This is a genomic window from Blattabacterium clevelandi, from assembly GCF_003268615.1.
In the GTDB taxonomy this organism is placed as follows: Bacteria; Bacteroidota; Bacteroidia; order Flavobacteriales; family Blattabacteriaceae; genus Blattabacterium; species Blattabacterium clevelandi.
In genome coordinates, this window is sequence record NZ_CP029844.1 from 259,987 (window position 1) to 275,090 (window position 15,104).

Genomic DNA, 15,104 nt, shown 5'->3' on the forward strand with positions numbered 1-15,104 from the left:
TGCATTTTAAAGATTGAAGATTAAAAAAATAATGATATAAAGTGGATTCAAATGAATAAGAAAAATTATCATTTAAATTATTGAGAACAATTAGAATCATAAACTATCCAATAGATAAAAAATAGCAGGACAATTTAATAATCCATCTTTATTATTTTCAGTAGGAAAAAATTCTATTATATTAGTTAATTTGGCTTTAACAGCTTTCATACAAAGAAAAATTCCATTTTCATTTTTACATATTGATACTGGATATAATTTCTAATTTTCCTGAAACTTTAAAATTTAGAAATTTTTTTTTGTAAAAAAAATAAAAGAAAAAATTATGATACGTAAAGTAGAAGATACTATTTTACGTAGAAATTTATCTGAACCTAAAGAAAGATTTCCTAATAGAAATATTTTCCAATCATATACACTTATAGATACAATTGAAGAATTTAAATTTGATTCATTTATTGTAGGTGGACGTAGAGATGAAGAAAAAGATAGGTCTAAAAAAAAAATTTTTTCTATTCGAAATGAATTTGGATTTTGGAATCCAAAATGACAAAGATCTTAATTATGGAATCTTTTTATATATAATGGGAAAATACATAAAGGAGAAAATATAATAATTTTTATTATTAGTAATTGGACCAAATGATATGTATGGAATTATATATAAAAAAAAAATATCTTATTGCTTTCTATTTATTTTTCACATAAGAGAAAAGTTATTAATTTTAAAGTAAAATGTATAGCTATATATTCTAAATTAATTAATCCTCAAAATAATGAAAATATTCATGTAAAAAAAGTTCGATATCGCACTATATGAGATATGAATTATACAGAAGCTATATAATCAGATTCTAAAAATGTAGAAAAAATTATCAAGGAACTTTTAAATAATAAAATTAGTGAGAGAGGAAAAAAAAGAATTGATGATACTATTTATGAAAAATACATAAAAGATAGAAAAAAAAAGGATATTTTTAAAAAATTATGGATACTTTAAGGTTCATTACATCGGAAAGTGTAGATAATGGAAAAAAAGGTAAAAGAAAATAAAACAATAAATTTATCGTTATTAAAAAATGGATTACGTGCTTAGAGAAAACAAGGAATTACTATTGATGTAGCTAATAAATATTTTTCTACATCTAAAAAAAAATTTATTATAGAAGATACTACTAAACATTTTCAATATACTAAAAATAGGGGAAAAGTAGCTTATAAATATTTAGTAATTGTATTAATTAATTGATGAACTTTATGAAGTAATAGAACAAATCCAAAGACATTCTTTAATACTGTAAATTCTCAATGTTCCAAAAATTTTTTTATCTAATAAAATGGATTTGATAAATTATGATTTTAGGATATATAAAGCTATAATAAGTAAGTATCCAATTAATGCTCTTCGAGTAGGTTTTAAAAAAATAATAGAAACAATTCCAATAAGTGAAAAAAATGGAGATAATGTAGTGTCTAAATCGACTTTTATGAAATGGGATACAGTGCCTAATCTTCTTTCTTTATTATTAGAAAATATTGTTATTCAAAAATTACTCCATTTAGAACCTTTTAGAGTTCCAGTACAATATTTTTTACATTCTAAAAATATTAATGGCAATATTCTTCGTGTATATGAGGGAAAAATTATCAGTGGAATTTATAGGGTAGGCGATGAAATAATTGTTTACCCTTATCAATCAAAAAGACGATGTATAGAAATGAATAGAAAAAGAATTCAAGAAGTATTTTTTTCTCAAAGCATTATTATGTATTTGGAAGATGAAATAGATATCTACCATAGAGATCTTATTCTTGTAAAGAGTAATGAACCTATTCCTATCATTTCTAAAGAATTTTATGTTATTATTTTTTGGATGGAAAATTTTTTATTGAAACGAGAAAATAAATATTTATTCCAAATTCATAGTTTAAAAGTACCAATTTTTATAAAATATATCATTTACCGTATAGATGTGAATACTTTTAAAAAAAGAAAAAAATGTCAAAAATATGCAATATTAAATGATTTGGTAAAAGTTATAATAAAATCATCTAACCCTATTCCATATGATACTTATCAAAAAATGAAAAAAAATAGATTCTCCATTTTAATATATTATATCATTTATTCGACAGTAGAAAATGGTATGATTCAATAATGAAAAAATTTAAAACAATGTCTAATCCAAATTTTTTAAAAAAATTATTCGAAAATCATAAAAACAAATGGAAGTATCCATTTCTTAATAAAAATACATATAAAAAATTTGTAGAAGATTTATTTCATTTCCTTTTTACTCCGGATCAATATCTTTTAGAAGGAATTGATTCCTTAAAAAAAAATTACCAAAAATTAAAACATAAATTATATTCTATTTTCATGGAATTTAATTTTGAAGAAAAAAAGTCAAAAAAATATGTTCAAATTTTTTTTAAAAATATTCCTAATATTTATCAAATATTGATCACGGACGCTAATGCAATATTAAATTTCGATCCTGCAGCAACAGTTATAGAGGAAATTTTTCTATCTTATCCTGGTTTTTTTGCGACTGCATTATACCGAATAGCTCATCAACTATGGATTTTAAAAATACCAATTCTTCCAAGAATGATAACTGAATATGCTCATAGAAAAACTGGAGTAGATATTCATGCTTCAGCAGAAATAGGAAAAGATTTTGTTATTGATCACGGAACAGGAATAGTAATTGGATCTAGTACAAAAATAGGAAATAGTGTGAAAATATATCAAGGAGTTACTTTAGGAGCTATTTATGTAAATAAAAAATTGAAAAATCAAAAACGTCATCCAACTATAGAAGATCAAGTTACTATTTATTCTGGAGCTACAATTTTAGGGGGGGATACAGTGATTGGTCATGATAGTATACTTGGAGGAAATGTATGGATTACAAATAGCATTCCACCTTTTTCCATAGTTTATCAAAAAAGTGAAATAAAAATTCGGAATAATAGTACTTTTTCTAACTAACTCAATAATATAAAAAAAAAGGTTAACCAATAAAAAAAATGAAAGTAGAAAATATATTGCAAACTATTGGAAATACTCCTCATATCCGTCTTCGTCGTTTATATCCATATCATCAAGTTTGGATGAAATTGGAAAAAAATAATCCTGGAGGAAGTATTAAAGATAGAATTGCATTATCAATGATAGAAGATGCAGAAAAAAGAGGAATTATTAAAAAAGGGAATGTCATTATTGAACCAACTTCTGGAAATACTGGAATAGGGTTATCCATGGTAGCAGCTGTAAAAGGATATCGGATTATTCTAGTAATGCCTGATTCTATGAGTATAGAAAGAAGAAAACTGTTTTCTATTTTTGGATCAAAATTTTTTCTTACTCCGAGAGAGCAAGGAATGAAAGGAGCTATAAAAAAAGCCGAAGAATTAAATCGTAAAATTCCTAATTCTTGGATACCAAAACAATTTGATAATATATCAAATACAAATATTCATAAATATACCACTGCAAAGGAAATTATAAAATCATTTCCTGATGGAATAGATTATTTTATTACGGGGGTTGGAACTGGTGGCCATATTACTGGAGTAGGAGAAGTATTAAAAAAAAAATTTCCAATGATAAAAATATTTTCTGTAGAACCTATAGAGTCTTCAGTTATATTTGGAGGGAAGCATAATCCTCATGAATTACAAGGACTTGGTGCAGGTTTTATTCCTACTATTTTAAATAAAAATATATTGGATGGATCCTTTTTAGTTTCCAAAAAAGAAGCATTTAGTTACGTTCGTAAAATAGCAAGAAAAGAAGGAATTTTGGTTGGTATTTCTACTGGAGCTACCTTGTCTGCTATTGCAAAAAAATTACCTGATTTTTCTGAAAATTCAAGGATACTTACATTTAATTATGACACTGGAGAAAGATATATATCAGTAAAAAATCTTTTTGTATAATTTTTTATATATATTTTAAAAATTTAAAAAAAAATATGAAAAAAGTAATTTTTATTTCAGATGAACCAGGATATCATGATTTAATTACCATTAAAGCTATGAATAAATTTAAAAAATCTGAAATAGTATTGGTATATCGTATTGTAAGTACTGAAATAGTAAATCAATATTTAAATTCTGAAAAAAAGATTATTTATGTAGGTAAGTATAATGAGATACATAATAATAAGAATGAGAAAAAATCATTTTTTACTCATACTCATAAAACTATTTACCATCTCATGGGTTATCATTCTTTAAAATAAAAGGAAGATATGTAGTTAGATTAAAAGTAGATGATGTTTCTATTTTTTCGAATATTATGGATAAATTAATGGAACTTAAAAAATATGATATTTTTTATGAAATTATGCCAGTAGTTACTGAAGATGGATCTATTCTATTCATATACAGAAATTCCTCTAAAAGAAAGAGTATATGTTTATTCAACGTTTTATAACTCTTCATAATTAAAATTCTATTGATAAAAATCAGTAGAATGAATTTATGGATACTCAGGATACTTTTGTATTTTACATGTGTATTCAAAAATTATATCATATTATGGATAAGTTAATCATGAATAAAAAGAATATTTACACAGATAAATTGATAGATATTGTAGAAAAAGCTACAAATCCTATGCACAAAGTATATACAATTATTCTTTATAATTTCAAAAATATGATAAAAAAAGAAAAAAATTTTTTATAGTAATTTTTAGAAAAATTGTAAATCTATATAGTTATTTTAAATGGAATTATACGCCCTATTTTATTGATAAAAAAAATTATTTTATGTATTAAAATCCTATTTTTTCTATTTATTTATGTTTTTTTTAAACTTGAATAAAATGTTATCTGAATCAAAAAATAAAGTATTTGTAGAATTAATAAAAAATTATTATAAAGAAGAAATTATTTGGATGTATGGATATATATCTGGAATATTATCTTCTTTTCAAAAAAATTCAAAAAAATTCAAAAAAATTCAAAAAAATTGAAAAAAAATAAAGAGACAATTACACTTGTATATGGAACAGAAACTGGAAATGCTAAAAATTTAGCTTTTTCTATTGTAGAAAAAGCTAAAAAAGAAAAAATTCAAATTAGATTAATAAGTTTAGATCAATATCATTTTATAGATTTAAAAAGAGAAAATTATTTTTTCATAATTATTAGCACACATGGAGAAGGAGACCCACCTTCATCCGCAAAATCTTTTTTCAATTTTCTTTTTAAAGAAAAAAATCTTCGTTTAGATAATATGAAATATGGTGTATTAGCATTAGGAGATCGTTCTTATTCTTTTTTTTGTAAAGCTGGAGAGGATTTAGATAAACGTTTATATGAAATGGGTGCAGATAGAAAGATCCCATTATATAAATGTGATGTTGATTTTGAATCAAAATCAGAAAGTTGGTTTTTAAATTTTTTAAAAATTTTTCAAATAAAAAAAATAGAAAAAAATATTTTCAAAAAAAATGGGGTCAAAAAAAAAATTCATGGAAAAATTTTGACGAATATACTTTTAAATGATAAAGAAAGAGGATCTAATAAAGAAATTCATCATATTGAAATTTTAATAAAAAATAATGAATCGGAAAAAAACAATTATCTTCCAGGAGATTCTGTAGCTATTATAGCAGAAAATTATGAAGATGAAGTCAAAAAAATTATAAATTTTATCCAAGAGAAAAATATTCTATATAATTCAAATGAATTAAAAATTTTTTTTTATTTATTGAAAAAAAAATTAAGTATTTTTTATTTATCTATAAATATGTTAAAAAAATATTCTGTATTTGTAGGAAAAGATATTCCTAATAATACAAAATGGAATTTTTTTGATCTTTTAAAAGAATTTCCTATAAAAAAGAAAATTCTTTTAAAAGATTTAGTTCAAATGATGGATCCTATAAAACCTAGATTATATTCTATTTCTTCTTCTCCTAAAGTTCATCATTCTGAAATACATATTACAGTATCACGTCATCGGTTTCAAAACAATAGTAGAATGAGATATGGATTTTGTTCTAATTTTCTTTCTCAATTAAAAGTAGAAGATGATTTATTTTTTTATATACACAAAAATCATTTATTTAAGTTACCAGAATCCAATAAAGATATTATCCTTATTGGACCTGGTACTGGAATAGCACCTTTTCGTTCTTTTTTATATGAAAGAGAATTTATAGGAGCAACGGGTAGAAATTGGCTTTTTTTTGGAGACCAATACTTTTCCACGGATTTTTTATATAAGAAAGAAATACAAAATTGGAAAAAAAACGGAATACTACATTATGTAAGTCTTGCTTTTTCTAGAGATCAAAAAGATAAAATCTATGTACAGGATAAAATATGGGAAAATAGAAAAGAATTTTTTTCATGGATAGAAAATGGTGCTTATATATATGTTTGTGGTGAAAAAATCCCTATGAGTATAGATGTTGAAAATACTATATTTCGTATAATAAAAGAAGTTGGTGGATATTCTTCTACAGAATTTTTTGTAAAAAAAATGATAGATAATGGACGTTATTTAAAAGATGTATACTAATTTGTTAAAAATTTTTTTTTGATAATTAAATTGATTGATAATATGAAAAAAGATAGTTTTTTAGAAAAAAAAACAATAAAAAAAGAGGAAAAAATAAAAAAAAAGTCCATTTTTTTTTACATAAATATGTGATTATTTTTGGTTGATTTAAGATAATAGGAAATTATAGAATTATACTTTTTTTATAGAAAATGGTCTCATTTTTGATAGAAAACATTTTAAATTCAAATCTTCTTTATTATAAAAATAGCATAATATCAAATATGTTATTTTTTATTTACTTGTAATCAAAATATTACATTAACTCATATTCATATAAATGATAAAAAAAAAGAAAATAATCGACTTTTTCCTATTTTTCTACAGTTAGAAAAACTAACAATTTTCATTATTGGAGAAGGAAAAATAGCTTTAAAAAAATTAAATACTATCTTTCGAAAGAATCCTGATAAAAAAATAAATTTGATATCTTGTCATATTGATCAAATATTTTATACATTATCTAAATGATTTAATTACATAAGATTAATTAAACAAAATATGTAAAAAATAATTATTATAGATTTCAATTTTGATTTGAAGAATTTGAAGAAATGTATAAACTTTTTTTTAGGGAAAGAATTTTTTCTACTATTTTTTTTTCCATCTTATATTTTGATTCTTTAGTCCATCCAGCTATGTGAGGGGTTAAAATTACCTTATTTGAATGAATAAGATAAAAAAAATCTTTTGGAAGTTTACGACGATAAAAAAAATGTTCAAAAGAATATTTTTCATATTCTAATACATCTAAACAGGCTCCATGTATTTTTCCATTTTTTAAGGCTATTACTAAATGTTCGGTAAGTACGCATCCCCCACGAGATGTATTAATCAAATAAAAAGGGTTATAAAAATTTTTTATAAATCTTTCGTTAACCATTCCTTTAGTCTTTTTTGTATAAGGAACATGTAAACTAATTATATCCGATTTCATAAAAATTGTTTTCATATCTACTTGCTTTGCATAAATATCTCCTACTTTAGGAAGGATATCATAACAAAATATTTTAGTTTCAAACCCAGAAAGTTTTTTAGCAAATGCCTTTCCTGTATTACCATATCCAATAATTCCTATAGTTTTTCCCATTATTTCTGTGCCTCTATTATCTTCTCTATTCCACTCCCCTTTTCTAATTTCTTGATTAGAACGAATGATATGATTCATCATAGATAAAATCATACCTATAGCATGTTCTGCAACTGCATTCTTATTACCTTCTGGAGAAGAAATTATAGTAATCCCCTTTTTGAAAGCATAATCTTGATCTATATGTTCTATTCCAGATCCTATACGAGCTATAAATTTTATATTTATAGCTTTTTGAATCAATTTTTTATCTATTTTTAATCGACTTCTTAAAATAATTCCATCATATAGAGATATAATTTTTAGAATTTTTTCTATAGGATCATAGTAATTTTCATCACAAATCAATCCTTCTTTTTTTAATTTATATATGATAAAAGGATGATTTTTATCTAAAATTAAAATTTTTTTTATCATACATTGATCAATAATAAGATACTATTTATTTATCGTAATCTATAGTTTTGTCAGTATTGACACTTTCATCAAGTTCTATAAGATTATTTTCATTTTCGCTATTTTCCTCATTATTATTTTTATTTTCCTCACATTGATCCCAATTATATTTGGAATTTTTTGGTTTATGAAAAACTAATTTTTCATGATATACAAGACTTGGATCCTTATATAAACTTTTCATATAATAAGCCCATATAGGCAATGCCATGTTTGCTCCTTGTCCTAATTTTATATTTTCAAAATGAGCAAATCTATCTTCCCAACCAACCCAAACTCCAGTAGTTAAATTAGGAATCATTCCTATAAACCATCCGTCCGAATTTTCATTAGTAGTCCCCGTTTTTCCTGCTATATTTTCCCAAAAAAAATTATACTTATGTAATCTTTTAGCAGTTCCATATTGTACTACACCTTCCATTAATTTTAACATCATATAGGCAACTTCTTCACTAAATACTTGTTTTTTACTAAGATCTATTCGTTCTTTAATTAATTTTCCATATTTATCCTCTATTTTTACTAAAATACTTGGTTTTATATAAAAACCATAATTAGTAAAAGTATTAAAAGCTCCTGTCATTTCATATAAGGTTAAATCAGAAGAACCAAGTGCTATAGATGGATGTTCAGGAATCATGGATTCTATACCCATATTTTTTGCCAAATCTATTACTGGACCTGGTGTGATTTGTGCTATAAGCCTAGCAGAAATAGTATTAACAGATAACGCTAATCCATCTTTTAAAGTAATTGCCCCTCCATATTTTCCATTTGAATTTCTAGGACTCCATTTTCCTAAATGAAATTTTTCATTTGATATTTTTGTGCAAGGGTTATAATGTAATTCCTTAATTGCTGCAGCATATAAAATAGGTTTGAATACAGACCCCACTTGACGTTTTGTTTTAGCAACATGATCATATTGAAAATAATTAAAATCTACACCACCCACCCATGCTTTTATATATCCTGTATAAGGTTCTATAGATAACATACCAGCTTGAATAATACTCTTTTGATAACGAATAAAATCCCATGGAGATATCAATACTTTTTGGGATCCATTCCAGGTAAATATTTTTGTAGGCTTTGGTTTTTTTAATTCTTTTATAATTTTTTCCTCTTTCATCCCTTTTTGTTTAAGATCTTGATAAAGTTGTGTTCTATGTATGGCAGATAGAAAAATTCTATTTGTTTTTTCTGGAGTAATATTTAAAAATGGAGCATTTTTATTTTTTTTTTGAGAATTATTAAATAAAATTTGTAATTGACTAAGGTGTTTTTTTACAGATTTTTCTGCATAATCTTGCATTTTGGAATCAATAGATGTATATATTTTCAATCCACTAGAATAAAGATTAAGTCTTTCTCCAGTTTCTTTTTCATGGTCATTTAATGATTCTTGAATTTCTTTTTTCAAAAATTCACCATAATAAGTTAACAATTCAAAATCTTTTTTCTGTATTTTAAAATTTATTTTTACGGGTTTTTTCAATTCTTCTTGATATTTATATTCATTTAATAAATCATATTTTCTCATTTGAGATAAAACTAAATTTCTTTGTTTTTTTGCTCTATAAGGATATATTTTTGGATTGTATAATGAAGGATTTTCTAACATACCAACCAACGTAGCACATTCCCCCAAATTCAGTTCAGAAGATTTTTTATTAAAGTAAGTATGAGCTGCTGTTTCAATTCCTTTTGCATTATATAAAAAATCAAATTTATTATAATACATAGTAATAATTTCTTCTTTTGTATAACGTTTTTCTAATTCAATAGCCATCACCCATTCTAAAATTTTTTGATGCATTCTTTGTAACTTGTTTTTTGCAGATGGACCTGTAAAAAGAAGTTTAGCTAATTGTTGAGAAATGGTACTCCCTCCTCCTTTTTTACCTAAAGAAACAATAGCTCTAAGAATAGATTTAGCATCAATTCCAGAATGATATTTAAAACGAATATCTTCTTTTGCTATGAGAGCATTAATAAGATTTTTTGGAAGTTTTTTATAAGTAATTAGAGTTCTATTTTCTGAAAAAAATTTTCCTAATAAAATTCCATTAGAATCATATATTTCTGATCCTACTTCCATAGTAGGATTTTCTATATTTTTAGTACTTGGTAAAGTACCTAAATAACCTTTAGAAGCTGCATAAAATATCAAAAAAATAGAAAAAATTCCTAGAAAAAAGAAAAACCAAAAATAAAAAAGAAATATACGAAAATAAAAACTAATTTTTTTTCTTTTTTTAGTATACACTTAAAAGAATTCTTTTTTTTATTTGCATAATCTAAATTTTAGAATCATCTATTTATAGATTAATCTTTAAACGTTAATTCTGTTTTTTGAATGACATTAATTGTGGATAATTCCTCTAGAGGAGAAGCCTTTTTATTTTTTCTATTTTTTTCTAAAATTTCTTTAATTTTTTTGATTTCTATTCTGAACCAAGTATTTGGATTTTTAATATAAGAAAACCACATTTGTTTTTTGAATACGTCAATCTTCATACATTGTGCAATTCCTTTCTCTGTATATATTTGACTATTAATATCTGGAAAATCTTTTATAGCTGATAAATAATCGTCTAATTCATAATTTAAACAACATTTCAATTTACTGCATTGTCCAGTTAATTTTTCTATATTTATAGAAAGTTGTTGATATCTAGCTGAATTAGTCGTAACACTTTTAAAATTTTTTAACCAAGTAGAACAACATAGTTCTCGACCACAAGTGCCTATTCCTCCAATTTTTGCAGATTCTTGTCTATATCCTATTTGTTTCATTTCTATATGAATACGAAATAAAAAAGCCAATCTTTTAATTAATTTTCTAAAATCAATTCTATTTTCCGAGGTATAATAAAAAATAGCTTTTTCTCCATCTCCTTGATATTCTACATCACAAATCTTCATAGAAAGGTTCAAATTTTTTGCAATTTTTTTAGATTTTGAAAGATATATAGATTCTTTTTTTTTTAGAGATTTCCAAATATTGATTTCTATATCCGTAGATTTCCTATATATTTTTTTTATTTTTAAAGAACTCAAATAAATATTTTTATTTCGTATCTGTAATTTTACCAATTCTCCAGTTAAAGTCACTCTACCAATATCATATCCAATAGATTTAGATTCTACAGTAACAAAATCCCCTTTACAAAGGGATATTTTATCTTGATTATGAAAAAATTCTTTTCTATCATTTTTAAATTGAACTTCCACAATATCATATTCATCTCCAAAAGGAGATTTTATATTAGATAACCAATCCACTACATTAAGTTTTAAACATTTTTTTTTATTGGAAATATTATTTTCCTTGTTAATAAAACATTTATTTGTTAAACAACCGGAACATAATTTTTCCATTATTAAAATAATTTTAAAAACAAAAATAAAACTTTTATTCCTTTTTTTATTTTTTTTGATATAAATTCATAAATACATGAATAAATATGAATAATAGAACAGCTGTATTTCCTGGGACTTTTGATCCAATTACTCTAGGTCATTACGACATCATTATTAGATCTTTAAATTTATTTGATAAAATTATTATAGCTATTGGAAATAACTCGGAAAAAAATAATATGTTCTCTATTAAAAAGAGAAAAGAATGGATCAAAAAAACTTTTTTTAAGTTTCCTAAAATAGAAATAGAATTATTTAAAGGTTTAACTATTTCTTTTTGTAAAAAAAAAAAGGCTCAATTTTTATTGAGAGGAATTAGAAATCAATTAGATTTTGAATTTGAAAAGAATATTTATTATACTAATAAAGAATTAGATAAGAATAGTTGTATTGAAACAATATTTATTCTTTCTTCTTATGAAAAATCTTATATTAGTTCTTGTATGGTAAGAGATATTATAAAAAATGGAGGAAATTATACCATATTTGTTCCTAAATATGTACGAATTAATAAAAAATTTTTCTAAGTATCTAACCATTCAAGAATAATTTGTTTTTTTTCTATATTTGCGTCTAAAAGTTTTACTTTTACTTTATCTCCTAAATGGTAAATTTTTCGTTTTTTTTTACCCATTATACTGTAATTGTTGGAATTTAGAGTATAAATATCTCCTCTAATATCACATAATCGTACCATACCTTCTGTTTGAAATTCCAATAGATCAATGAAAACACTCCAGTCTGTAAATCCTGTAATAATTCCATCAAATTCTTTTCCTATAAATTTCTTGATATATTTAACTTGTATGTATTTTGAAAATTCTCTTTCTGCATCTATTGATAAACGCTCTTTATAACTACAATAGATAGCCTGTTTTTCATAAAAATCTAGAGATTTTAATTTAGATTCATTATTATTAGTTAAATAATCATTTAATAAACGGTGTGCTATAATATCTGAATATCTCCTTATAGGAGAAGTAAAATGCGAATAATAAATAAAAGATAATCCATAATGTCCTATGTTATTTGTGGAATATTTAGCTTTACTCATAGAACGAAGAATCAAATTTTCGATCATATTTTGTTCTGATTTACCTTGAATATTGTTTAATAAACAATTAAGAGATTTTTTGATATTTTTTAAATCTAAGGAATAACCTAAGGGTTCTATTATTTTTTTTAAAATGAAAATCTTCTTAAGATCTGGTTTATCGTGTATTCTGTAAATATATGTTTTTTTAGAAGGGGCTCCATCTAAATTTAAACTAACAAATTCTGAAATTTTTCTGTTCGCTAGTAACATAAATTCTTCTATTAAACGATGAGCTTCGTTATTTCTTTCTAAATATAATTTAGAAGGGTTTTTTTTTTCATCTAAATGGATTTTTATTTCTACCTTATCCAAGTAAATAGATCCATTTTTTAATCTATTTTTAGTAAAAATCTTAGAAAAAGAAAACAAGGTATAAAGGTCTTTGTGAAAAGATCCTCTTTTTTTTTCTATAATTTTTTGAACTTCTTCATATGTAAATCTTCTATTAGATCGTATAATCGTTTTTCCAAACCAACTTTTTAATATTTTTCCTTTACTATTTACATTAAAAATGGAAGAAAAACTTAATTTATCTTTTTCTGGATGTAAAGAACAAAGATCATTGGACAATATTTTTGGAAGCATAGGTATGGATTTTCCAATAAAATAAATGGAATTTGCACGTGTATATGCTTCTTTATCTAATAAACTTCCTTCTTTTATATAATAAGAAACGTCTGCTATATGAATTCCGATTTCCCAAGTATTAGAATTTAATTTTCTGATAGAAAGTGCATCATCAAAATCTTTTGCATCCAAAGGATCTATAGTAAATGTATTAATGTTTCGCATATCCCTTCTAAGATTTTTATCTGAATTTTTTTTAAATACAATTTTTTTTGCTTCTTTTTCCACTTCTTTAGAAAATTCATCAGATAGGCCGTATTCTTCCAATAAAGAATAAACCTCTGTTGTATGTTCTCCAGATTTTCCAAATACTTTAATGATTTCTCCTAAAGGATTTTTTAAATTTTTTGGCCATGTAATTATTCTAACTAATACTTTTTCATTAGGATGATATCCTTGTAATTTTTTTTTAGGAATATATATATTTACATGAAGAGTCTTGTTATAAACTATGACTGATCCATATTTGGAATTAGATTTAATTTTTAATACTCCAATAAAATTTTCTCTATTTCTTTTGATTATTTTTATAACTTCCCCTTCCATTTTTTTTCCTAATTTTTTATTTTTTAGTTTTATTCGAACTAAATCTCCTTCTATAGATCGATTAGTTTTTTTTTTAGGAATAAAAATTTTATTTTTAAATTCTTCTACATTAACAAATGCATAACCATAACTAGTTATATTGATTAATCCAGTTGCAATAGTCAAATTTTTATACTGAATTTTTTTTTCAATGGAATATTTTTTTTTCTTTTTTTCCAAATAAAATGGCATTTTAATTAACGGTTAAAATAAAAAATATACAATCTACGAGGTTTTATCTACAACCTAAAAAAAAATGATAGATATTTTTGATATCTATAAAATTTGTATGTAACTATTATGTAACTCAGTATTGAATATTATTTATTATCTTTGCAAGGATTGATTCGTTTTTTTACTATATTTTACTATATATATTTCAAATATAAAAAAATTTCTCTAAGATGACAGGTAAACGTATATTATATGTTTCTTCAGATTTATCTCCTTTTTCTTCAGAGACTACTATTTCTTTATCGGTTTTAAAAGCTACTAAGTTGATGCAATCAATGGGAAATGATATTCGTATATTTATTCCACGTTTTGGAATCATCAATGAACGAAGACATCAGTTACATGAAGTCATTCGTCTTTCAGGAATGAACTTAATGATCAATGACGTAGATCACCCTTTATTGATTAAAGTTGCATCTATTCCAGATGCCAGACTACAAGTTTATTTTATAGATAATGAAGATTATTTTAAAAGAAAAGCTATGTATGAAGATGAAAATGGAATTTTTTTTCCTGATAATGACGAAAGAGCTTTATTTTTTACAAAAGGGGTTTTGGAATCCGTAAAAAAATTGAATTGGAGTCCTGATATTATTCATATATATGGTTGGATTAGTTCTTTTATTCCACTATATATTAAGAATTTTTATAAAAAAAATCCTATATATAGAAATACAAAAATTATTACATCTATATATAATACACCATTTAAAGGATCTATGAATAAGGATATTATTAAGAAAATCAAAATAGATGGAATAAAATCTAAAAAATTAAAATTATTAGAAAATCCTAATTATTTTAATCTAATAAAGTTATGCATGTCCTTTTCTGATGCAATCATAAAAGGAGATCTTTCATTTCCAAAAGAGATAGATGATTATTTAGAAAAAAACAAATTATTGGTGTTCAAATATTATCCTGTAGAAAAAATAGAAACTGTTTATCAACAATTTTATAAAAAAACTGTTTTAGAACAGATTAATTAATCTATATAAAAAAAAAAAT

At 23.6% G+C, this 15,104-nt stretch carries 14 protein-coding genes and 1 pseudogene; 11 read left to right on the forward strand and 4 right to left on the reverse strand.

The genetic code is table 11. The features are described from left to right. The first annotated feature begins 190 nt into the window (after positions 1-190). The 9 genes and pseudogenes from DM817_RS03095 (at position 191) to DM817_RS01365 (ending at position 6,543) form a co-directional block, all read left to right on the forward strand. A pseudogene (locus DM817_RS03095) lies at positions 191-550 on the forward strand (phosphoadenosine phosphosulfate reductase domain-containing protein). Positions 551-1,337: 787 nt separating this feature from the next. Continuing rightward, positions 1,338-2,159, forward strand: a complete 822-nt coding sequence (locus DM817_RS01345) for an elongation factor 1-alpha C-terminal domain-related protein (protein WP_235610887.1) — start codon at positions 1,338-1,340, stop codon at positions 2,157-2,159. A gap of 17 nt (positions 2,160-2,176) precedes the next feature. After that, a complete protein-coding gene (locus DM817_RS01350) occupies positions 2,177-2,995 on the forward strand; it encodes a serine O-acetyltransferase (RefSeq protein WP_113738551.1) in 819 nt (272 codons plus the stop codon). A 38-nt stretch (positions 2,996-3,033) separates the two neighbouring features. Then, the gene (gene cysK, locus DM817_RS01355) at positions 3,034-3,945 is read left to right on the forward strand and encodes a cysteine synthase A (RefSeq protein ID WP_113738266.1); all 912 of its coding nucleotides are present in this window, start codon (positions 3,034-3,036) and stop codon (positions 3,943-3,945) included. Between the two features lie 35 nt (positions 3,946-3,980). Then, positions 3,981-4,250, forward strand: a complete 270-nt coding sequence (locus tag DM817_RS03040) for an SAM-dependent methyltransferase (protein ID WP_235610888.1) — start codon at positions 3,981-3,983, stop codon at positions 4,248-4,250. Positions 4,251-4,306: 56 nt separating this feature from the next. After that, entirely contained in the window at positions 4,307-4,444 is a 138-nt protein-coding gene (locus tag DM817_RS03045) for a hypothetical protein (protein ID WP_235610889.1), read from the forward strand. 47 nt (positions 4,445-4,491) lie between these two features. Then, positions 4,492-4,698: a hypothetical protein gene (locus DM817_RS03050; protein ID WP_235610890.1), complete on the forward strand. Its 207-nt coding sequence runs from the start codon at positions 4,492-4,494 to the stop codon at positions 4,696-4,698. Between the two features lie 139 nt (positions 4,699-4,837). Continuing rightward, entirely contained in the window at positions 4,838-4,987 is a 150-nt protein-coding gene (locus DM817_RS03055) for a hypothetical protein (RefSeq protein WP_235610891.1), read from the forward strand. Continuing rightward, on the forward strand, positions 4,984-6,543 hold the full coding sequence (locus DM817_RS01365; RefSeq protein WP_235610892.1) for a diflavin oxidoreductase: 1,560 nt from the start codon (positions 4,984-4,986) through the stop codon (positions 6,541-6,543). Before DM817_RS03055 ends, DM817_RS01365 begins: the two co-directional genes overlap by 4 nt. A gap of 565 nt (positions 6,544-7,108) precedes the next feature. Here DM817_RS01365 and DM817_RS01370 read toward each other — a convergent pair. Genes DM817_RS01370 through DM817_RS01380 form a run of 3 tightly spaced genes read right to left on the reverse strand, consistent with a single transcriptional unit; the run spans position 7,109 to position 11,512 of the window. Beyond that, positions 7,109-8,089, reverse strand: coding sequence for a 2-hydroxyacid dehydrogenase (locus DM817_RS01370; protein WP_113738267.1), 981 nt, complete (start codon positions 8,087-8,089; stop codon positions 7,109-7,111). 25 nt (positions 8,090-8,114) lie between these two features. Next, the gene (locus tag DM817_RS01375) at positions 8,115-10,397 is read right to left on the reverse strand and encodes a transglycosylase domain-containing protein (protein WP_113738268.1); all 2,283 of its coding nucleotides are present in this window, start codon (positions 10,395-10,397) and stop codon (positions 8,115-8,117) included. A gap of 59 nt (positions 10,398-10,456) precedes the next feature. Beyond that, positions 10,457-11,512: a PSP1 domain-containing protein gene (locus DM817_RS01380; RefSeq protein WP_113738269.1), complete on the reverse strand. Its 1,056-nt coding sequence runs from the start codon at positions 11,510-11,512 to the stop codon at positions 10,457-10,459. 86 nt (positions 11,513-11,598) lie between these two features. On the opposite strand from DM817_RS01380, the gene coaD reads away from it, so the two are divergent. Next, positions 11,599-12,081, forward strand: a complete 483-nt coding sequence (coaD, locus tag DM817_RS01385; RefSeq protein ID WP_113738270.1) for a pantetheine-phosphate adenylyltransferase — start codon at positions 11,599-11,601, stop codon at positions 12,079-12,081. Here coaD and rnr read toward each other — a convergent pair. Next, the gene (rnr, locus tag DM817_RS01390) at positions 12,078-14,054 is read right to left on the reverse strand and encodes a ribonuclease R (RefSeq protein WP_113738271.1); all 1,977 of its coding nucleotides are present in this window, start codon (positions 14,052-14,054) and stop codon (positions 12,078-12,080) included. The two genes, coaD and rnr, sit on opposite strands and share 4 nt — an antisense overlap. 212 nt (positions 14,055-14,266) lie before the next feature. Between rnr and DM817_RS01395 the strand changes: the two genes are divergently transcribed. Continuing rightward, entirely contained in the window at positions 14,267-15,085 is an 819-nt protein-coding gene (locus DM817_RS01395; RefSeq protein WP_113738272.1) for a glycogen/starch synthase, read from the forward strand. Positions 15,086-15,104 lie beyond the last annotated feature (19 nt).

Excerpts from the sequence above, each read along its gene's own strand:
- DM817_RS01345 (WP_235610887.1), top strand. The coding sequence starts at position 1,338 with ATGGATTTGATAAATTATGATTTTAGGATATATAAAGCTATAATAAGT.
- DM817_RS01350 (WP_113738551.1), top strand. The coding sequence starts at position 2,177 with ATGTCTAATCCAAATTTTTTAAAAAAATTATTCGAAAATCATAAAAAC.
- cysK (WP_113738266.1), top strand. The coding sequence starts at position 3,034 with ATGAAAGTAGAAAATATATTGCAAACTATTGGAAATACTCCTCATATC.
- DM817_RS03040 (WP_235610888.1), top strand. The coding sequence starts at position 3,981 with ATGAAAAAAGTAATTTTTATTTCAGATGAACCAGGATATCATGATTTA.
- DM817_RS03045 (WP_235610889.1), top strand. The coding sequence starts at position 4,307 with ATGGATAAATTAATGGAACTTAAAAAATATGATATTTTTTATGAAATT.
- DM817_RS03050 (WP_235610890.1), top strand. The coding sequence starts at position 4,492 with ATGGATACTCAGGATACTTTTGTATTTTACATGTGTATTCAAAAATTA.
- DM817_RS03055 (WP_235610891.1), top strand. The coding sequence starts at position 4,838 with ATGTTATCTGAATCAAAAAATAAAGTATTTGTAGAATTAATAAAAAAT.
- DM817_RS01370 (WP_113738267.1), bottom strand. The coding sequence starts at position 8,089 with ATGATAAAAAAAATTTTAATTTTAGATAAAAATCATCCTTTTATCATA.
- DM817_RS01380 (WP_113738269.1), bottom strand. The coding sequence starts at position 11,512 with ATGGAAAAATTATGTTCCGGTTGTTTAACAAATAAATGTTTTATTAAC.
- coaD (WP_113738270.1), top strand. The coding sequence starts at position 11,599 with ATGAATAATAGAACAGCTGTATTTCCTGGGACTTTTGATCCAATTACT.
- rnr (WP_113738271.1), bottom strand. The coding sequence starts at position 14,054 with ATGCCATTTTATTTGGAAAAAAAGAAAAAAAAATATTCCATTGAAAAA.
- DM817_RS01395 (WP_113738272.1), top strand. The coding sequence starts at position 14,267 with ATGACAGGTAAACGTATATTATATGTTTCTTCAGATTTATCTCCTTTT.